Raw genomic sequence first — 18,677 nt, 5'->3', positions numbered from 1 at the left:
TGCTCCTTGATGTCAGGGTCAGGCGGGATGGAACAGGCTGGGGTCGACCAGCTTGCTCGCGTCCACCCGGCGTGGGAATAACTTGGCTTCGTAGAAGGTGTCGGCGACTTCCTGCAACTGGCGCACGATCTCGCTGTCGACCGCCCGCAGTTGCGGCCTGTCGCGGCTGACGGCCAGCCGCGCCACGTCCGGCGGCAGGCCTGTCAGGCGCTGGAATACGTCGCCGTACTCCTTGGGATGGGCGTTGGCCCAGACATTCGATTGCGCCAGCCGTTGCAGCACGTCCGCCAGCGCGGCGCGCTTGCCCGGGTCGGCGAGCGCCGCGTCCGACGCGGCGATGACGCCGATGCCGGAATTGATGCCGACACCGTTGCGCAGCACCCGTGCGCCGCGCAGTTCCGCCGCGGCCTGGTAGGTTCCGAAGGTGGCCCAGGCCTCGATTTTCCCGCTGGAGAAGGCGACGGCGGCGTCGCTGGGCAGCAGGAAGCCGGTGTTGACGTCCCGCGGCGTCAGGCCCGCCTCGCGCAGCGCGCCAAACAGCAGGAAGTGCGCCACGCTGCCACGGGCGGAGGAGACGATCACATTGCGGCCCTTGAGGTCTGCCACGGTCTTGATCGGCGAATCCGGCGGCACCAGGATGGCGACGCTGACCGGCGACGATACGCTGGCCGCCACCACCTTCACGCGCGCGCCACCGGCAGCCGCCGCCAGCGCCGGCGTGTCTGCGGCCATCGCGGTATCCACGTCGCCGGAGACGACCGCTTCGAACAGCGGCGCCGCGCCCTGGAAGCTCGCCCACTGGATCTTGTATGGCACATCTTTCAGCACGCCGGCCGCTTCGGCCTTGGTTTGCAACAGCCGCACCTGGTCGCCCAGCACCAGCGTCACCTTGGACAGCTCAGGCGGCGCGCCGGTGCCGCTGGCTCCCGGCGCGGTCTTGCCGCAGGCCCCGAGGAACGCCGCCGCTGGCAGAATCGCCAGCAGACGGCGGCGGATCGCATCCGGATCAGAAGGCATAGGTCACCTTGCCATAATAGTAGGCGCCGCTCGGCGCAAACGGCGCCGGGCCATAGACAAAGCTGTTGCCGCCCGAGTTGGCATCGCCCGGACCATTCTTGTCCGGCCGGGTGTTAAACACGTTGGCCGCGCCGATCACCAGCCTGGTCTTTTTGGTCACCGCATAGCTGAGGTCAAAGTCCGTCAGCCACTTTGCGCCGAAGTGGTAATCCTGCGCGCGGTTGGCGGTGGTCTGCCAGGTGTACGAGTCATAGCGCGTGGTCTGCACGTTGGTTTCAAAATCGCCGACGAACCAGCGCGCCGACAGTATCAGCTTGGTCTTGGGCGTCGCCGACAGGTCGCCGATGCCGCCGCCCGCCGAATAACCGAACCATACCGAACTGCCGCCCGGATTGGCGCCCAGCGCGGTAATTTGCGCCGGCGTCGGATTAATGCGCGTTACCGTGGTCTTGTTCCAGTTCAGCGCAGCGCCCCAGCGCACCAGGCCATAGCTGCCATAATCGCTGGTCGCATCGGCCACCAGATCGGCGCCGCGCGTGCGCGTGTCGACCGCATTGGCGAAATACTGCACCCACTCGCTGCCCGTCAGACCCGCGGCAACCAGCGTCGGCGCGAAGGCCGGGCCAAACATGTAGCCGGTGCGGACGATGCGGTCCTTCACCTTGACCTGATACGCATCCAGCGTCACATTGACGCTCTCCGCGGGCTTGAGCACCAGCCCGAGGCCGAAATTAAGCGACTTTTCCGGATCGAGATCGCGCGCGCCAAACTTGTGCGCCAGATCCGAGTCGTTGCGCAGCAGCTTCGACAAGCTCGGTTCCACCACGCCCGTCACCGGATTGATGTTGGTGCGGTTGTCGGTCTGCGAATAGCCCGTCTGCGTCAGCGACGGCGCGCGGAAACCGCTACCCACCGTGCCGCGCACCGCCACCCTGGACGAGAAGTCGTAGCGGCTGTTGATCTTGCCGCTGGCCGTGTTGCCCGCGCTGTCGTTGTAATGCTCGAAGCGCACCGCGCCATCCACGAACCAGTCATCCACCGGATAGAAACCAAGGTCGTTGTACACCGCCAGCACGGTGCGGCGGATGCTGGTGGCGTCCGCCGGCGACAGCGCCACGCCGGCCTGCGCGCCTACCGCCGCCGGTTTGCCGACGTTGGGATTGCCTTCCTGGTCGCCGGGCTTGAAGATGTAGCCGCCGTTCCTGTAGCCCAGCGGGTCGCCGGCAAAGGTGGAGAAGCGTTCCACGCGCTGTTCCAGCCCCCACGACCATTGCAGCGGTTTCTTCCAGCCGACATCCACCGCGCGCGTGAAGTCCTCGTTGGTGGTCCACTGCTCGAACTGATAGGTGGCCAGGTTATCGAAGCTGGTCGGCGACGAAGGGCCCAGCGATGGATTCAGTGTCAGGTTGCTGTACTGGCGGGCGCGGTTCTTGCCATAGCCGGTGCTCAGGTCCCAGCTCCAGCCGGCCGCCCTGCCGCGCGCGCCGACGTTCAACTGGTAGTCGAAGGCGCTCATATTATTCAGCGCGAAGTACCCGTCCGGGAAAATCTGCGCGATGGTGGCCAGCCCGTTCGGGCGGCGGAAGTTATTCCCGGCCACCGTGTTGCGCGTGCCGGCCGTGCCGAAGGCGTACAACGTGATGTCGGCGCTGTACGGCTTCTCGGCGTTGAACGCCAGGTCATACGCCTCGATGCCAGGATCGCCGTTGTGGGCGCCGTCCCGATTCCAGGTGGCGTTTTTCGGATTGGAGGCGGGCGAATACGCCACCAGGTTCGTCGACGGGAAGTTGTACCACGCCTGTCCACGCTTGCGGGCCGCGGCGGCGAGGTGCAGGAAGCCGTCCTCGCCCAGCGCGAAGCCGGCGTCGCCTTCGATCTTCTTGTTCGACAGGTCGCCATCGCCGTGTTGCAGCCTGCCGTAGCTGGCCGACACCTCGCCGCCATGGTTGCCGGTCTTGAGGATCACGTTGACCACGCCCGCCACCGCGTCCGAACCGTATTGGGCGGCGGCGCTGTCCTTCAGCACCTCGATGTGGTCGATGGCGCTGAGCGGAATGGTGTCCAGATCGATGGCGTTGACGCCGCTGGTATCGCCGCCGCCATTGGTCAGCAGTGCGCCATTGTGGCGCCGTTTGCCATTTACCAGCACCAGCGTGTACGCCGGCCCCAGGCCGCGATTGCTCACCGGCCGCACCACCGAGTTGACGCCCGCCTGGTTGGTGCCGAAGTTAAAGGACGGCAGCAGACGTGCCAGCGCCTCGGCCAACTCCGCGCGGCCGGTATGGATTAACTGTTCGCCGCTGATGACGTCCACCGGCGCCGGGCTGTCCGCCACGGTGCGCGCTTCGCCACGCACGGCGGTGGTCACCACCACGTCCTGCACCTGCCCCACGCTGGTCTGCGCCAGCGCCGGCGCGCCGATGGTCATCAGCGCCAGGCTCAGTGGCGTCAAAGCGATCTTCTTCGAATAATGCTGCATGCGTTTTTTTCCTCTCGTTTTTATCAGCTCAGATACTGTGTAAAACTGCGATCCCAGATCGGACGCACATCGACGCGGCGGCCCAGCAGGCCGGCATCCGCAAACACGTCCGCGACTTTCTGTTGTGATTTGATGGCCGCGTCGTCGACCGGTATCAACTTGTATGGTTCGCTGCGGTTCTTCACCTGGTTGAGGAAGAATTGCGGCGGCACGCCGGCGATCTGGCCGCTGCGCGCGGCCCACTTGTCCGGATTGCGATTGATCCAGTCGTAGACCCGGGCCACGCGCTGCAGATAGTCGCCCACCGCCTGGTGCTTGAGCGGATCGGCAATCGCCTGCGTGGTGGCGCTGATGACATAATTACCGGACAGGTAGCCCTTCGCCGTGCGCAGCACGCGCGCGCCCTGGCTCCTGGCGAATTCCACCACCAGTCCGTAGATGACCCAGGCGTCCAGTTGCCCGCTCTTGAAAGCCGCCAGCCCGTCCTGCGGCGGCAGCGCCACCGGCTGGATGTTCTTGAACGTGAGGCCGTTCTCCTTCAGCAGCTGGATTAAAAAATAGTGCGACGTGGTGGACCGCACATAGCCGATCCGCTTGCCCTTGAACTGGGCCGGATCGGTGATGGCCGAATTCTTCGGCACCAGCACGACCTGGTTATTCACGTCACCGCGCAGCACGGCGATGACTTTCAGCGGCGCGCCACCGGCAGCGGCGAAAATCGGCGGGATCTCGCTCATGCCGCCAAAGTCCAGCGAACCGGAAGACATGGCTTCCACAATCAGATTCCCGCCCGAGAATTCCGCCACATTGGTCTTGTAGGGAATGTTGTCCACGCCCGCTTCGGTAAAGTAGTAACTGTCGCCGCCCTTGTAGGTGCCGACGCGCAGCGTGGTGTCGCGCAACTGCACCGCCGTGGCGCGGGTGACGTTGCTCCAACCGCCCACCAATGCGGCCAGCGCCGCGCCCTTTCTCAGGAATTGACGGCGAGCGCCGCCCTTCGAAGTCCTCGAATCCATGCTCCAACCTTTATTGAGTGAGTTATTGCGTGTGCTGTTCCGACACCAGCGCGATGCGGGCGTAACCGGCATCATTGAGGGCGCCCATGGTCTTGACGATGCGGCCATAAGCCAGCGCCTGGTCGCCGCGCAAGTGGATACGGCGCTCCTTGTCGCCCTCCGCTTCCTTCTGCATCAGCGGCAGCAGCGTGTCAGGCGTGGATGCCGTCTGGTTGACGTACACCGTGCCTTCGGCATCGATACTGACGACGATCGGCGGCTTGGGCTCCTGCAGCGGCTTGGCGTTGGAGGTGGGCAGGTCGACCTTGACGCCGGCCGTCATCATCGGCGCCGCCACCATGAACACGATCAGCAGCACCAGCATCACGTCCACCAGCGGCGTCACGTTGATGTCGCTGACGGGCGCCGGCCGCGCCGCCGGACCGGAAGAGAGTCGTACGCCCATGATCAGGCTCCCTGCGCCGACAGCGGCGTGACGTTGTGGCTAGCGCGTTCCGCCTTGGCCGGCGCCACCTCCACGTTGTCCAGTTGCGAGTCCCCTGCCTCCAGCTGGCGCGATAACTGCACCTCCACCAGGCCGACCAGCGTGGAAAGGCGGCCGGCGTAGTGATTCAGGTCGCCCGATGCGCGGTTGTACGCCACCACGGCGGGAATCGCCGCCACCAGCCCAAGCGCGGTGGCAAACAAGGCCTCCGCGATGCCCGGCGCCACCACGGCCAGACTGGTGTTGTTGCTGGCGGCGATGCCCTGGAAGGCGTTCATGATGCCCCACACGGTGCCGAACAGGCCGACGAACGGCGCCACCGATCCCACGGTGGCCAGTACCGACAGGCCACGCTGCAACTGCTCCACTTCCACGTTGCTGGCGATCTGGCCGACACGGTTAATGCGCTCTTTCAGGCTGTCGCGGCCCGACGTGCTCTGGTGCAGTTGTTGACGGTGGGTAGTGTGCCATTCGTCGACAATGGCGTGATAGATGCGTGCAAAGGGATCTTGCGCGTGCTGCTTCAGTTCCTGCGCCAGCCTGCCAAGCGAGCGCTGTCCCGCCAGCGCCGAGGTCCAGCGGATGGCGTTGCGGCGCAGCCTGGCGAAGCGCAGCAGCTTGTCGATGATGACGCCCCAGCTCACCAGCGAGGCCAGTGTCAGCAGGACGAGGATGGATTTGACGATGACATCGGCCTGCTCGAACAGTTCCAGCGGCGTCAGATGGGCAGCGGCTTGGGTAGCACTCATGGCGATTCCTTGTTAGTTAATTTTAAAGACGATGTTCCCGGCCAGCAGATAGCTGCTGCCACCCAGGTCGGGCAGGCGCGGGAAAGGCGCGGCGCGGCGGATAGCGTCGCGCGCCGCCTCGTCCAGCGCTTCCACGCCGGACGACTGGATATCGAAGGACAGCAGCGAACCATCGGGATTCAGCGTCAGGCGGTAGCCGACTTTGCCCTGCTGGCGGCGCATCTTCGCTTCGCGCGGGTAGTCCGCGTTGCGGTTGATGCGGGCATACACCTGGTTGACGTAATCGGTCGGGATGCCCTCGGTGCTGATCTGCCTGGGCGCGGCGGCGGCCTGCGGCGCTGGCTGCGCGGGCGCGGCCTGCGCTTGCGGCGGCGTCACCGGGCCCGGTGGGGCGGCGTGCACCGGCGGCGCCGGCGGCGTGTAGCTTTCCGCCTGCGCGGCCGGCGCTTCAACGGTTTTCGGCACCGGCAGCGGTGGCGCCACAGGTTTGGGCGGCGCCAGTGCCAGCTGCTTTTCCTTCACCGGCTCCGGCTTTGGCGGCGTAATTTCCCGCTTTGGCTCCGGTGCGATGCGGATCAACTCGATCACTGGCGGCGTCACCGCCGGCCTGGTGATGGTGGCGGACCAACTCCACACCGCCAGTAGCGCCGCGCCATGCAGCGCCACCGTGGCGAGGGCGCCGGGGCGGCGCAGCCAGTGCTGGCCGCCGCCGTCCTCCAGGTACGACGTGGCATAGCCCGCGCCCGGCACGGCGGCCTGCTGGGTGCCTGGGTCGGCGAAGTTATCCTTCAACGATAGCGTGGCGCTGGTCATGATGGCTCTCCTGTCAGTCGAACAAATCCGGCTCTTCGCGGGTAATCACGTCCCACAGCGGCTGGAAACTGAACCAGCCGCCGGCCTCTGAACCCATCTGCTTGGAGGTATGCAGCGCCACATCGTGCGGAATCGGCTTGACCGGGCCGGCCGCTTCCGACAGCAACTGCGCCTGCGCCGCGTTCTCGAACGCGATGTAGCGCCATACCGCGGACTCCACCGACGCGCCCACGGTCAGCAGGCCGTGGTTCTGCAGGATTACCGCCTTGCGCGGGCCCAGCGTGCCGGCGATGCGCTGACCCTCGCTGGCATCCAGCACCACGCCGCTGAAATCCTGGAAAATCGCGTGGTCCTCATAGAACGCGCACGCGTCCTGCGTCAGCGGATCGAGCAGGCGGCCCTGCGCCGCAAACGCCTTGCCGTACAAGCCATGCGAGTGTGCGGCGGCGATGACGTCCGGGCGCGCCTTGTGCAGTTCCGAGTGGATCGCAAACGCCGCGCGGTTCAGCAGTCCGTCGCCCTGCACCACCTTGCCCTCATGGCTGACCAGCAGCAGGTCCGACACGCGCACGTGGCCGAAGTACACGCCCGCCGGATTGACCCAGAAATGGTCCGGGAACTCGGGATCGCGCGCCGTGATGTGGCCGGCGCCACCCATGTCGAAGCCGTAGCGCGCAAACAGGCGGAACGACACGGCCAGCCGCTCCTTGCGGTGGCGGCGGCGTTCCTCGATGCCGTCCGGCTCCGGCGGCTGGGCGAAGATGATGCCGCCCTTCTCGTCGCGCGGCGCGCTGTAGATGGCGGGACGCGGATACTGCTTGCCGACCGCGCGCAAATGGGGCCGCGACAGCGGCGCGGAATACAGGGGTGCAGAGCTGCTCATTGGGTGATCCTCATATCAGTAGCCGCGCGCGGTATCCACCACGTCGGCCAGTGGTTGTCCGCTGCGGAAGCGGTCCAGGTTCAGTACAAACTTGTCGATCAGCGCGGGCACGATCTGGTCGGTGCTGGGGGAAATATGCGGCGACAACCGCACGCGGGGGTGGCCGTAGAACGCGTGCCCGGCCGGCAGCGGCTCGGGATCGGTCACGTCCAGCGTCGCCAGCGCGATACGGCCTTCGTTCAGCGCGTCCAGCAAGGCCTGATGGTCGACCAGGTTGCCGCGCGCGATGTTGATCAGGTGAAGATGCGGCCGGGCGTGCGCCAGCGACGCGCGGCCGATCGCGTGGCGCGTCTCCGGCGTGGACGGCGCGGCCAGCACCAGGTGGTCGGAGCGCCGCACCAGTTCCTCCAGGGAGGCCACGCGCTCCACTCCATCCACCTCGAACGGTGCTTCCGAACGGCGCAGCGCCACCACCTTGATGCCCAGTGCCAGCGCGCGCCGGGCCAGTGCCTGGCCGATCGAGCCAAAGCCATACAAGCCAAGCGTCGTGCCCTGCACCAGCCCAAGCTGGATGCGGCGCCAGTCGCTGGCCTGCTCCAGCCAGATTTCCGGGATGCGCTTGGCGGCGGTGAAGATCGCCGCCAGCACGTATTCGGCAATGGCGATCGACGCCGTGCCGCGCGCCGACGTGACCACCGGGCCGTCAAACAGCCAGCCGGGGTAATAGTCGATGCCCACGGATGCCAGTTGCACCCACCGCACGTCGCTCCAGCCACGCGGCGCCGGCACGTCCAGCAGCGACTGGCCCTTGGGCGCGGGCAAGGCAAACAGCACGTCCGCGCCCGGCGGCAGCGCGGTCAGCGGGCCGGGCGCCACGTCGCGCACCGCCAGGCCGGTGCGCGTGGCCAGCAGCGCGTTGACCTTGGGGTCGAACTGGCTGGCCACGATCAGATCATTCTTCACTGCGCTCATCGCCCGCTCCGTGCTCAGGCCGCGAGACGCTGATCCTGCGCCTCGCGTTCGGCGATGGCCGCGCGCACCAGCGGAATCAGCTCACGGCCGTATTGCAACGCGTCCTGGATAGGGTCGAAGCCACGGATCAGGAAGGTGGTCACGCCCAGTTCCCAATACTTGATCAGGGCGTCCCGCACCTGCTCCGGTGTGCCGACCAGGCCAGTGGAATTGCCGGACGCCTTGGTCAGCGCGGCGATGCCGGTCCACAGGCGCTCGTCCACCACCTTGCCTTGCGCGGCCGTTTCCAGCAATCGCTTCGAGCCGGTGTTTTGCGGGTCCTGTGGACGCTTGTTGAAGTGGACGTTCTGCTTGACACGCTCGGTGGCGGCAGCCAGGATCGCGTCGGCCTTGGCCCAGGCTTTTTCCTCCGTTTCCGCCAGCACCGGACGCAGCGACAGGCTGAAACGGATCTTGTCAGCGCGGCCGTGCCTTGCCGCGGCGGCGCGCACGCGGGCGATGGTGTCCGCCACCTGCGCCAGCGACTCGCCCCACAACGCGTACACGTCCGCGTGCTTGCCGGCGACCTCGATCGCGGCGTCGGAAGATCCGCCGAAATAGACCGGAATATGCTGGTTGCGCACAGGGCGTACGCCGGCGTTCTGGCCTTTCAGGTGGTACAGCGGGCCATCGTGGTCGAACGGGCCGTCCGAAGTCCAGGTCTTTTTCACCACGTCCAGGTACTCGTCGGTGCGCGCGTAACGCTGGTCGTGATTGAGGAAGTCACCGTCGCGCTGCTGCTCGGTGTCGTCGCCGCCGCTGATGACGTGGACCGCCAGCCGGCCATCGCTGAAGTGGTCCAGCGTGGCAAACTGGCGCGCCGCCAGCGTCGGCGCCACAAAGCCGGGGCGATGCGCCAGCAGGATGCCCAGCTTGCCGGTCTGCGAGGCGATGTAGGACGCGACCTGGAAGCCGTCCACCGAGGCGCTGCTGTGCGCCACCAGCACGCGGTCGAAGCCCGCATATTCGTGCGCCCGCGCCACCGCGCCGAGGAAGCTCTTGTTGACGACTGGGCCTTGCGGCAGCAAGGTTTCCGACGTTTCCTGGGTGGCGCTAAAGCCGATAAACTCGATACTCATGATGCGTCCTTTGCAGTGATGGTTGAAATACCGGCCACGCCGGCGGGAGAGGTTTTTCTGGCGGCGGCACGCGCGGCAAAAGCGGCGCGCCCGCTGTTGATCAGGATGGTGTCGTTCTGCGGCGTGTGAATGCGGCTGCACAGCACATCGCGGTAGTGGCGCTGCAGCGGATTGGCGCGCGACAGACCCGGATTGCCGCTCAGCTCAATCGCCTTCTCGACCACCTGGATGGCGGTGTTCGTCACCAGATACTTGATGCGGAAGGCGTCCGGCGCCGGCACCGCGCCATGGGCGGCGGCGTCCAGCAGAACGCGGTTGGAGAACAGCCAGGCGTCCAGCTGACCCAGCGCCTCCTGGAAGCGCGGCAGGCTGGATAGGGGCGCGCCAAGGTTGGCCGGCACGCGGTCTTCCAGCCAGTCGGCCAGCCAGTCGCGCGCGTTGCGGGCCACGGCATCGTAGATGGCGCCCAGCAGCACCGACATCCACAGCAGCAGCGAGGCATCCAGCTCGGGCGCGGCACTGGCTGGCGCAACGTCCACCGCGTGATCCGGCGGCACCAGCACGTCGTCAAACACCACTTCGTGGCTGCCGGTCGCGCGCATGCCGAGATGGTCCCAGGTTTCGTTGACGGTGATGCCGGGCGTGTCGCGCCGCACCAGCCAACTGCCGACCAGCGGCTCCGCATCATCGCTGCGTGCCCACACGGCCAGCCAGGTCAGGCGCGGGATGCCGGTCGAATAGATCTTGCGGCCGCTGATACGCCAGCCCTGCGGCGTGCGGCGCGCCACGGTGCCCGGCAGGCCGCCGCGCGCCGGCGTGCCCAGTTCCGGCTCCACGCGCAAGGCGTTGATCAGGGCACCGTCACGCAGCGTCTCTTCGTTCACACGCTGCAGCAGATGCTGCGGCCACCTCGCGCCCCTTCCCGACGCATGGTGCAGGTACTGCATGGTCAGCACCAGCGCGGTGGACGGCTCGCCGCGCGCCACGGCGGCGATCACGCGCGTGGTCTGCGCCAGATTGGCACCCAGGCCGCCCTGCGCGCGCGGCACGGTCAGGCCTAGCAGGCCCAGTTCGTGCAGGCGTTCGAAATTCCGGTGCGGGAAGCTGCCATCGCGGTCGTGCTGTTCGGCGGTGGCGGCAAATTCGGCGGTCAGCGCGTCCAGCAGCGCGGCGAATTCCGGGCTATCCAGCTGGTGACTGTGTGCCGCGACGGGCAGGCGGAGGACGGAAGTCATGGTGTCAGATCGAGAAGTTACTGAAGTTGAACGGCGTGACGACGGGCGTGGGCGCCGACGCTTCCAGCGGCGTGGCGGCCGGCGCTTCGATGTCGACGCCCAGCAGTTGCAGCAACTGCGCGCGCACTTTCTGGAATTGCGGCGACTCGGCGCTGCGCGGACGCTGCTGGGTAATGGCGATGTCGGCGGCGATGCTGCCCTTCTCCAGCACCAGCACGCGGTCCGCCAGCAGCACGGCTTCGTCGACGTCGTGCGTCACCAGCAGCACAGACGGGCGGTGCTGGCGCCACAGCGACAGGATCAGCTGGTGCATGCGGATGCGGGTCAGCGCGTCCAAGGCCGCGAACGGCTCGTCCAGCAACAGCAGTTGCGGTTCGCGCACCAGCGCCCGGGCCAGCGCCACGCGCTGCGCTTCGCCGCCGGACAGCGTCGATGGCCACGCGTTTTCGCGCTGCGCCAGCCCCACTTCTGCCAGCGCGGCGCGGGCGCGTTCGCGCGGCTGGTCGATCTTCAGGCCGAGCGTGACGTTGCGCCAGGCGCGCTTCCACGGCATCAGGCGCGGCTCCTGGAACACGGCGGCGCGGGCCTGCGGCACGTCCAGCGTGCCGGAGCTGATGCGGTCCAGCCCCGCCAGTGCGCGCAGCAGCGTCGTTTTGCCGGAACCGCTGCGGCCCAGCAGCGCGACGAATTCACCGGTGCGGATCTCCAGATCCAGCTTGTCGAGGATGGTGTTGGCACCGAAACGCTTGCTCAACTGGCGCGCCTGCACGGGGCTGCGCGGCAGCGCCGGCGCATCGTCGCGCTGTGCCTTCTGGCGTGGGGGATTCAAAGTCAGACTGTGCATGCTTAATCCTTGATGAAGGTCGGACGCCAGGCCAGCGCGTAGTGTTCGATGCCGCGCACCAGCAGGTCGGTGGCGAGGCCCAGCAGGCTGTAGACGATCAGACAGACGACGATGACATCGGTGCGCATGAAGTCGCGGGCGTTGTTGATCAGGTAGCCCAGGCCCGCCGTGGCGTTGATCTGCTCCACCACCACCAGCGACAGCCAGCTCACGCCCAGCGAGTAGCGCAGACCAATCAGGAAGGACGGCAAGGCGCCGGGCAGGATCACGTGCAGGATCTGCTGCGGGTAGCTGAGGCCAAACAGGCGCGCTGCTTCCACCAGCTTCGAATCCACGCCGCGAATACCGCTGTACAGCGACAGATACATCGGAAAGGTGGTGGCATAGGCGATCAGCACGATCTTGGTGAATTCGCCGATGCCGAACCACAGGATGAACAGCGGCACCAGGCCAAGGAAGGGAATGGTGCGCGCCATCTGCATGCTGGAATCCACCGCCACCTCGCCCTGGCGCGACAGGCCGGCGATCAGCGCCAGCGCGGTCCCCAGCGGCAGCGACACGGCCATGCCGATCAGTACACGCTGCAGCGACACCAGCACATTGCTGCCCATTTCGCCGGAGGCGATCAACTCGCCGAGGGTGGTGAAGATCTGGGTTGGCGCGGCCAGGATGCGTTCCGGCAGCACGCCGCTGCGGGAGGCGGCTTCCCACAACGCCGCCAGCACCAGCGGGCCTATCGCGCGGCGGAAGATGGGAAGGTGGAGCGTTGAAACCGACATTTTTTGCATCCCTATTCAAGCTGTTGAGGCTAGTATAGGGAGCAAATGATTATGATAAAACTAATCGTTTCGAGTATGGATATATGATTTTCAGGAATAATCCTGACTACTCATCTTGCGACAACCTTCAGCGGCGACTCGGCAAACGCATGCTCCACCGCGTTGGCGAAGAAGTCGATCGCATGCTGCACCGGGCCTGGCTGCAAGGGCTGCACCAGCCAGATATCCAGCACCGGCCTGAAATCCGAAACGTTGACGATGTCGAGGTGCGAGCGGTGCCGGCTGCGCTCCAGGATAGGACGCGGCATCAATCCGAGCCCGATGCCGCTGGCCGCCAGCCCAAGCTGCAGGTCGGTGCCGAAGGTCTCCAGGTTGATCTTGAACGACAAACCCTGCTCCGCCAGCGCCCGCGCCAGGCCGGCGCGGAAACCGCAGCCGTCCGGATTGAGCACCCAGCCGGTATTGAAGATGTCGCGCAGCTTGTAACTCCGCTTCGGCATCGTCTCCTTTTTTGCCACCACCACCAGCTCGATGCGGCCCAGCGCGCGGCCACTGAGCCCATCCGGCAGCACTTTCGTCGCGGGGAACAGCGCAATGGCCGCGTCGATCTCCGCGTTGGCCACCCGCTCCACCAACTGCGAACCCCAACCGCACGACACCTCGGTGTGCAGCTCCTTGAAGGTACGGTTCAGCTTTTGCAGCGTATCGAGCAGCACCACGTCGCCGATGGTCTGAATCACGCCGATGCGGAATACGCCGGTGGGCGCGTGGTCCGCCTGCACCAAGGCGCGCAGGCGGTCAACCTCCTGCAGCACCTTGCCCGCCTGCTCGAACACCTGGCGGCCCATGGCGCTGGGCTTGGGCGGCTTGACGCTGCGGTCCAGCAGTTCGACGCCCAGCGCCTGTTCCAGATTCTGCACGCGCCGGGTGATGGCGGACTGGGTCAGGCCCAGGGCCTCGGCCGCCGCGCTCACCGACTGGTTGCGCACCACGGCCACGAAGGCGCTGATGTCATCTATTTTCATATCGTTGTCAGAAAAAGCCATGCGTCATCTTAACAGCATAATCCGCGGGCCAAGGGCGCATGCCTGATATCCGTCGGCGCTATATGCAAAGTTGAAAGCATTCGTTTTGCCGCTTGCGGTGACGGCGTACCATCGGGAGATAACTATCTTCAGGAGGATGTATGCATCGTCGTACTTTGCTGTCGCTATTATCGATGCTGCCGTTTGCGGCCCTGGCGCAGAAGGCGCCATCCACGCTGCGCATCGGCTATCAGAAATCGTCCACGCTGCTGACGGTGCTCAAGGTCCGCGGTCAGCTGGAGCAGGATCTGGCGCAGCTGGGCGTCAAGGTGACGTGGCATGAATTCTCCAGCGGCCTGCCGTTGTTGGAGGCCTTGAATGTGGGCGGCGTCGATCTGAGCGCGGATCTGGCGGATACGGTGCCGGTGTTCGCGCAGGCGGCCGGCGCGCAGCTGACGTACTTTGCGCAGGAAGCGCCCTCGCCTTCCGCGCAGGCGATTGTGGTGCGGGCTGATTCGCCGATCACCAGCGTCGCGGAGTTGAAGGGCAAGAAAGTGGCGGTGACCAAGGCGGCCGGCGCGCATTATCTGCTGATTTCCGCGCTGGACAAGGCGGGCCTGCGGTTCAAGGACATCGAGCCGGCTTATCTGACACCGGCCGATGGCCGCGCGGCGTTCGAGCGTGGCGCGGTGGCGGCTTGGGTGACGTGGGATCCTTATCTGGCCGGCGTGCAGCGGCAGTCGCAGGTGCGCATTCTGGCCGATGGCCGGCAGCTGGCGGATTATCAGCGCTACTATCTGGCTTCGAGCGCGTATGCGGCGGCGCACCCGGAGGTGTTGCCGGTGGTGTTCGAGGCCTTGCGCAAGGCAGGCAAGTGGGTCAAGCAGTCGCCGAAGGAGGCGGCGGAGTTGCTGGCGCCGGCGTGGGGGCTGGACGCGGCGACGGTGGAGCTGGCGAACAGCCGCCGTAGCTATGATGTGCGGCCGGTGGTGAAGGACGCCCTGGGCGAACAGCAGCGCATTGCCGATGCGTTCTATGGCGAGGGGTTATTGCCGCGCAAGCTGGATGCGACGGCTATTCCTTTGTGGCGCTTGCGGTGAGTTGTTTTGGTGTGTGCTGGATACGCCCAACCCGCACTGCGGCACACAGGGGTCTGACCCCGTACGGGGTCAGACCCCATCCTCTGGGGTTGGCTGCGGTGGCTCAGTCAGTTTAGCTTGGGGTAGCCTAGCGCCAGCGCTGTGGCTTCGAGTTGCAGGATGCGTTCGTAGTCTGCGTTGGTGCATGCCTCGAACCCGCTGATGCGCAGGCGCCGCATGTGGTCCCGCAATGCCGCACCAGGGTCAAGCAGTGCGTTGCGCATCCTTTCCCGTATCGCTTCCGGCACCGCTTGCGCGGCGATCAATGGCAGGCCTGGCGTTGACTTGGTATATTGCAGGATCGTTATCCCGTGTACGCTGTCCGCATCCTCTTCTTTCAGGTAGCCGTAGGTAACGCAGTCGATGGCGGCGATGTCGGCCTCACCTGCTTTGACCATGCGCAGGCTTGCGGCGTGGCTGCCCGTCCACCTGACCTCCCCGAAAAACCGTCCATGCCAGGCAAGCGGCGCCACCGCGTGGCGCAGCACGTTCATGCCGCTGTTGGACTGTGGGTCGTTGGCGGCAGCGATGCGGCCGCGCGCGTCGGCCAGTGACTGGATGTCGCTGCCGGTGCGGGTGATGATCGCGCTGGCGTAGTCGGCGCCTTCGCAGCCCGGGAAGTCATAGCACGGCGTTGCCAGCAGCGCGCTGTTGTCCCGCAACGTTGTCATGTAGGGATAGCCGCAGGTTTGCGTCAGCAGCACGTCGTCGCGCCGCCAGAAGGATGGCAGGTCGGTTGACGACAGCAGCTCGACTTCATTCGTCACTTCGGCTTGGGCGAGCAGGCTGGCGGCAAAGGATTCGTACTCGCGCCGCAGTCGCGGGGAGACGTTATACATCGGCAGGGCTACGTTCCAGGTCATGGCATGCGTGGGTGCACAGGGGCGTCGATAGGGCGGAATCCATAACGGCGCATCAGTTCCCCGTAGCCGTTGATCTGGAAGCCGCCGCTGCGCGCATTATAGGCCGCCTTGCGCGCGCGGTACACGCGCGGCAGCAGATACCACGGCAGCGATGGCAGATCGTGGTGCACCAGGTGCAGGTTATTGTTCAGGAACAGGACACGGAACACCAGGCCGGCGTCATTCAGCACAATGCGCTGCTTGTGGTCTTCCGCCGGGCGATGCTCGTAGTAGGAGCGGATCATGGCCAGCGATTGCGCCGGATAGGAGATCGCCAGCACATACCACACCGCCGACACGCCGAAGGTGGTGTCGATCCACCACAGCAGCGCGGCCAGCGTGGCGAGGTGGCGCAGCCAGACCCCGGCATCGCGCCAGTCGCCAGCGACGATGCGCCTCGCGGCGCCGCCCCAGGTGGAGACAATCGCCAGCGCGGGACCGGCCAGCATGCGGCCCCAGAATGTCTTGTTCAGCCAATGCAGCGCGCGGCGCGGACGGCTCATGGCGGTCCATGCAACCGGCGATACATAGTTGCTTTCCGCGTCCAGTGCAGGCATGGTCAGATTGAAGTCGTCGTGGTGCCGCAGGTGGCTCTCGCGATAGATCTGGTACGGATACCATACCGCCAGCGGCAGGTAGCCAAACAGGCGGTTGACCCAGGGCCAGCGTGTCGGGTGGCCGTGGATCAGCTCATGCTGAAGCGACATATACCACGCGCACCACCAGATCATCAGCAGCGTCGCTGGCACGGCGCCGATCTGCCGCCAGAACGCCAGCGTGGCCAGCCAGCCGCCGTGGATGACGCCGATCAGCAGCCAGGTCGGCCACTCGCCGCGCCACAGCGCGCGCGTGCGCTCGGCAACGACTTCGCGCTGCTGCTCGGTGTCGATCCAGGCCTGCATCAGAAGCGCGCCTTTACCCGCAGGCCCACCGTGCGCGGACGCACCATGTAGACCAGGTTGCCCGGCTGGATGGCGATGGTATTCGCCGTCACGTCGCTGACTTTGGCGCCGTTGGTCAGGTTGGTGCCGAACAGGCCGAATTCATAGGCGCCGTGCCTGTAGGTCACGGTCGCATTCAGGGTGTTCGAGGCTGGAATCTCTTCGTAGCTGCCCTGCGCCGCCGCGAAGTTGGTGTAGGCGCTGCCGCGATGCGCATAGCTGGCCAGGAAGCCCAGTTCATCGACACCGTTGACCGGCAGGTAATAGCTGGCGTTGACGGTGGCGGCGATGCGCGGCGCGTACGGCACCCGGCTGCCTTGCGGGATATTCTGCGCGGCGATGCCCGTCACCACGGTGCGGGTGGCGTAGGCGTGGTTGTAGGCGGCGCTCAGTCCCACCGATGCGCGGCGGCTGATCTTGAAGGCTGTCTCCAGTTCCAGCCCTTCGCTGCGGATCTTGCCGGCGTTTTGCGTGAAGTAGTAGGTGCAGGGCAGCTTGTTAAATACCTGTACGTCCTTCCAGTCGATCAGGTAGGCGCTGGCGTTCAGCGTCAGGCGGTGATCAAACAGCGTGTTCCTGGTGCCGGCCTCGAAGTTCCACAGGCTGTCCGGCGCAAAGGTCGATGGCGCATTGACGCCGCAGAAGTTGAACGGCACCGGCTGATTGTTGCCGCCGTAGCGGAAGCCCTTGCCCACCGACGTGTACAGCATGTGGTCGGGATCGAGACGGTAGGCCGCCGCGAAGCGCGGATTGGCGCCGCGCGAGGTGGCGCTGCTGTTGCTGAGTTCCGGCTGGCCGACCGGCGCGGTGGGCGTGGCGCCCACCAGGTTGCCGAACAGGCCGGTGAAGCGCAGGTCGAAGTCCTGCGTGCCGCGAAACAGCCGCACGCCGGCCGTCAGGTCCAGCTTGTCCCACAAGGTGTAGGTCCCTTCGGCAAACAGCGCGGCCTGGCGCGACCGGGTGTTCTGCTGGCCGGAGAAGAAGTCGTCCGGGTTGAAGGCCAGGTCGTTGGTTTGCGAGTTATAGCCGGGGAAGTTATGGGTGGCAGCGAAGCGCGCGTCAAAGCCTTCGGTCGGTTCGTCCTGGCGCGTGTCGCGTTTGCCGGCCTCGAAGAAGGCGCCGGCCGTCCATTTGAACGGACCGTCCCCCCTGGAGCTCAGGCGGAATTCCTGGGCGAAGTCCTTGACCGCGTTGCCGATGGTGTAGGCGGCTTTCATCAACGGGTCCTTGCCGCCGAAGATGAAGGCGGTGGCCGGATACTGGGCCGAGGTCACGTACAGCGTATCGCGGTGCAGGTAGGAGGTCGACGACACCAGCTGCGCGCCGCCCAGCTCATAATTCACGCCCACGTTGTACAGCTGCAGGTTGTCGTTGCTGGTCTGCGGGATCAGCGCGAAAGTGGTGTACGGCGCCAGGCCGGCGTAAGCGTCGTTGATGCCGCCCTTGATGTTGGAAGCGGTCACGCTGGCGTCGATCACCAGGTCGCGTGACGCTTTGATGCGCAGCGCCGCCCTGCCCTGGTTGGTCGATACGCCATTGGTGATGGCGCCGTTGTACCGGTTGCGGATATAGCCGGCGTCCTTGCCGGTATAGGCGGTCAGGCGCAGCGCGGCCACGTCATCCTGCAACGGCAGGTTGACCATGCCGCGCAGGTTGTGGTTGCTCCCGCCGAATTTGGAGGTCTGCGAGCCGACCGCTTCCACCGTGCCAAAGACATCGTTCAGCTCCGGCTTTTGCGTGATCTGCCGCACCGCGCCAGCCATGGCGCCGGCGCCAAACAGCGTCCCCTGCGGCCCTTGCAGCACTTCCACCCGCTCCAGGTCCAGCACCTTCAGGTCCGGATTGCCGGATTTGAGCGTCACCGGCATGTCGTCGATGTAGACCGCTACCAGCGACGCATCCTGCACCTCGGACGGCACGATGCCGCGCACCACCAGCCCGCGCATGGTGATGTTGTTGACGCCCGGCCCCTGCTCCTGCACCGACATGGCCGGCACCAGGTTGGCGATGTCGGTCAGATTGCCCTGACCGTAGCGGGTCAGGCTGTCCGGCTTGATCACCGAAATGGCGGCCGGCACCTGCTGCACGTCGACCGCCGTGGCGGCCCGCGTGGCGGTGACTTCCACTTTGTCGAGATTGTCGGTGTCCGGTTCCGCCGCGATGGCGACGCCGGCCGACAAGGCGGCGACGGCCAGATAGATGCGCTTGCTCATCCATACCCTTTTTAATTTTCACAGGGCAGAGTATACGCAGCGCTAACGCAACAGGAAACGAATGAAAA

At 65.9% G+C, this 18,677-nt stretch carries 17 protein-coding genes; 1 reads left to right on the top strand and 16 read right to left on the bottom strand.

The window, feature by feature from the left end:
• Positions 1-18 precede the first annotated feature (18 nt).
• The 13 genes from FHW58_RS03445 to FHW58_RS03385 form a co-directional block, all read right to left on the bottom strand.
• Positions 19-1,017: an ABC transporter substrate-binding protein gene (locus tag FHW58_RS03445; protein ID WP_179671656.1), complete on the bottom strand. Its 999-nt coding sequence runs from the start codon at positions 1,015-1,017 to the stop codon at positions 19-21.
• Positions 1,007-3,496, bottom strand: coding sequence for a TonB-dependent siderophore receptor (locus tag FHW58_RS03440; protein ID WP_179671655.1), 2,490 nt, complete (start codon positions 3,494-3,496; stop codon positions 1,007-1,009). Before FHW58_RS03440 ends, FHW58_RS03445 begins: the two co-directional genes overlap by 11 nt.
• 23 nt (positions 3,497-3,519) lie before the next feature.
• Complete coding sequence (locus tag FHW58_RS03435; protein ID WP_179671654.1) at positions 3,520-4,512, bottom strand: ABC transporter substrate-binding protein; 993 nt, start codon at positions 4,510-4,512, stop codon at positions 3,520-3,522.
• A 22-nt stretch (positions 4,513-4,534) separates the two neighbouring features.
• Positions 4,535-4,957: a protein TolR gene (tolR, locus tag FHW58_RS03430; protein WP_179671653.1), complete on the bottom strand. Its 423-nt coding sequence runs from the start codon at positions 4,955-4,957 to the stop codon at positions 4,535-4,537.
• A 2-nt stretch (positions 4,958-4,959) separates the two neighbouring features.
• Positions 4,960-5,745, bottom strand: a complete 786-nt coding sequence (tolQ, locus tag FHW58_RS03425) for a protein TolQ (protein WP_179671652.1) — start codon at positions 5,743-5,745, stop codon at positions 4,960-4,962.
• 12 nt (positions 5,746-5,757) lie between these two features.
• A complete protein-coding gene (locus tag FHW58_RS03420) occupies positions 5,758-6,558 on the bottom strand; it encodes a TonB family protein (RefSeq protein ID WP_179671651.1) in 801 nt (266 codons plus the stop codon).
• A gap of 13 nt (positions 6,559-6,571) precedes the next feature.
• Positions 6,572-7,441 carry a class II aldolase/adducin family protein gene (locus tag FHW58_RS03415; protein ID WP_179671650.1) on the bottom strand — a complete coding sequence of 290 codons (870 nt, stop codon included), beginning with the start codon at positions 7,439-7,441 and terminating at the stop codon, positions 6,572-6,574.
• A gap of 15 nt (positions 7,442-7,456) precedes the next feature.
• Positions 7,457-8,413: a D-isomer specific 2-hydroxyacid dehydrogenase family protein gene (locus FHW58_RS03410; RefSeq protein WP_179671649.1), complete on the bottom strand. Its 957-nt coding sequence runs from the start codon at positions 8,411-8,413 to the stop codon at positions 7,457-7,459.
• Between the two features lie 14 nt (positions 8,414-8,427).
• Entirely contained in the window at positions 8,428-9,531 is a 1,104-nt protein-coding gene (locus tag FHW58_RS03405; RefSeq protein ID WP_179671648.1) for an LLM class flavin-dependent oxidoreductase, read from the bottom strand.
• Entirely contained in the window at positions 9,528-10,766 is a 1,239-nt protein-coding gene (locus tag FHW58_RS03400) for an acyl-CoA dehydrogenase family protein (protein WP_179671647.1), read from the bottom strand. The genes FHW58_RS03405 and FHW58_RS03400 overlap by 4 nt, the downstream gene beginning before the upstream one ends.
• A 4-nt stretch (positions 10,767-10,770) precedes the next feature.
• The gene (locus tag FHW58_RS03395) at positions 10,771-11,610 is read right to left on the bottom strand and encodes an ABC transporter ATP-binding protein (RefSeq protein ID WP_179671646.1); all 840 of its coding nucleotides are present in this window, start codon (positions 11,608-11,610) and stop codon (positions 10,771-10,773) included.
• Between the two features lie 2 nt (positions 11,611-11,612).
• On the bottom strand, positions 11,613-12,389 hold the full coding sequence (locus FHW58_RS03390; RefSeq protein WP_229265038.1) for an ABC transporter permease: 777 nt from the start codon (positions 12,387-12,389) through the stop codon (positions 11,613-11,615).
• A 110-nt stretch (positions 12,390-12,499) separates the two neighbouring features.
• Positions 12,500-13,414: a LysR family transcriptional regulator gene (locus tag FHW58_RS03385; protein WP_179671644.1), complete on the bottom strand. Its 915-nt coding sequence runs from the start codon at positions 13,412-13,414 to the stop codon at positions 12,500-12,502.
• A gap of 161 nt (positions 13,415-13,575) precedes the next feature.
• Between FHW58_RS03385 and FHW58_RS03380 the strand changes: the two genes are divergently transcribed.
• On the top strand, positions 13,576-14,514 hold the full coding sequence (locus tag FHW58_RS03380) for an aliphatic sulfonate ABC transporter substrate-binding protein (RefSeq protein ID WP_179671643.1): 939 nt from the start codon (positions 13,576-13,578) through the stop codon (positions 14,512-14,514).
• Positions 14,515-14,621: 107 nt separating this feature from the next.
• On the opposite strand, the gene FHW58_RS03375 is transcribed toward FHW58_RS03380, so the two are convergent.
• Genes FHW58_RS03375 through FHW58_RS03365 form a run of 3 tightly spaced genes read right to left on the bottom strand, consistent with a single transcriptional unit; the run spans position 14,622 to position 18,609 of the window.
• Positions 14,622-15,416 carry a phosphate/phosphite/phosphonate ABC transporter substrate-binding protein gene (locus FHW58_RS03375; protein ID WP_229265037.1) on the bottom strand — a complete coding sequence of 265 codons (795 nt, stop codon included), beginning with the start codon at positions 15,414-15,416 and terminating at the stop codon, positions 14,622-14,624.
• Positions 15,413-16,357 (bottom strand): fatty acid desaturase, encoded by a 945-nt coding sequence (locus FHW58_RS03370; RefSeq protein WP_179671642.1) that lies wholly within the window; start codon positions 16,355-16,357, stop codon positions 15,413-15,415. Before FHW58_RS03370 ends, FHW58_RS03375 begins: the two co-directional genes overlap by 4 nt.
• Complete coding sequence (locus FHW58_RS03365; protein ID WP_179671641.1) at positions 16,357-18,609, bottom strand: TonB-dependent receptor; 2,253 nt, start codon at positions 18,607-18,609, stop codon at positions 16,357-16,359. The genes FHW58_RS03370 and FHW58_RS03365 overlap by 1 nt, the downstream gene beginning before the upstream one ends.
• Between the last annotated feature and the right edge of the window lie 68 nt (positions 18,610-18,677).

It is taken from the genome of Duganella sp. 1224 (assembly GCF_013408245.1).
Taxonomy (GTDB): Bacteria; Pseudomonadota; Gammaproteobacteria; order Burkholderiales; family Burkholderiaceae_D; genus Rugamonas.
This window is presented reverse-complemented; position numbering and strand designations above follow the sequence as displayed.

Excerpts from the sequence above, each read along its gene's own strand:
- FHW58_RS03420 (WP_179671651.1), bottom strand. The coding sequence starts at position 6,558 with ATGACCAGCGCCACGCTATCGTTGAAGGATAACTTCGCCGACCCAGGC.
- FHW58_RS03390 (WP_229265038.1), bottom strand. The coding sequence starts at position 12,389 with ATGTCGGTTTCAACGCTCCACCTTCCCATCTTCCGCCGCGCGATAGGC.
- FHW58_RS03365 (WP_179671641.1), bottom strand. The coding sequence starts at position 18,609 with ATGAGCAAGCGCATCTATCTGGCCGTCGCCGCCTTGTCGGCCGGCGTC.
- tolR (WP_179671653.1), bottom strand. The coding sequence starts at position 4,957 with ATGGGCGTACGACTCTCTTCCGGTCCGGCGGCGCGGCCGGCGCCCGTC.
- FHW58_RS03375 (WP_229265037.1), bottom strand. The coding sequence starts at position 15,416 with ATGACCTGGAACGTAGCCCTGCCGATGTATAACGTCTCCCCGCGACTG.
- FHW58_RS03435 (WP_179671654.1), bottom strand. The coding sequence starts at position 4,512 with ATGGATTCGAGGACTTCGAAGGGCGGCGCTCGCCGTCAATTCCTGAGA.
- FHW58_RS03395 (WP_179671646.1), bottom strand. The coding sequence starts at position 11,610 with ATGCACAGTCTGACTTTGAATCCCCCACGCCAGAAGGCACAGCGCGAC.
- FHW58_RS03385 (WP_179671644.1), bottom strand. The coding sequence starts at position 13,414 with ATGAAAATAGATGACATCAGCGCCTTCGTGGCCGTGGTGCGCAACCAG.
- FHW58_RS03415 (WP_179671650.1), bottom strand. The coding sequence starts at position 7,441 with ATGAGCAGCTCTGCACCCCTGTATTCCGCGCCGCTGTCGCGGCCCCAT.
- FHW58_RS03380 (WP_179671643.1), top strand. The coding sequence starts at position 13,576 with ATGCATCGTCGTACTTTGCTGTCGCTATTATCGATGCTGCCGTTTGCG.
- FHW58_RS03440 (WP_179671655.1), bottom strand. The coding sequence starts at position 3,496 with ATGCAGCATTATTCGAAGAAGATCGCTTTGACGCCACTGAGCCTGGCG.
- FHW58_RS03405 (WP_179671648.1), bottom strand. The coding sequence starts at position 9,531 with ATGAGTATCGAGTTTATCGGCTTTAGCGCCACCCAGGAAACGTCGGAA.
- FHW58_RS03445 (WP_179671656.1), bottom strand. The coding sequence starts at position 1,017 with ATGCCTTCTGATCCGGATGCGATCCGCCGCCGTCTGCTGGCGATTCTG.
- FHW58_RS03370 (WP_179671642.1), bottom strand. The coding sequence starts at position 16,357 with ATGCAGGCCTGGATCGACACCGAGCAGCAGCGCGAAGTCGTTGCCGAG.
- FHW58_RS03410 (WP_179671649.1), bottom strand. The coding sequence starts at position 8,413 with ATGAGCGCAGTGAAGAATGATCTGATCGTGGCCAGCCAGTTCGACCCC.
- FHW58_RS03400 (WP_179671647.1), bottom strand. The coding sequence starts at position 10,766 with ATGACTTCCGTCCTCCGCCTGCCCGTCGCGGCACACAGTCACCAGCTG.
- tolQ (WP_179671652.1), bottom strand. The coding sequence starts at position 5,745 with ATGAGTGCTACCCAAGCCGCTGCCCATCTGACGCCGCTGGAACTGTTC.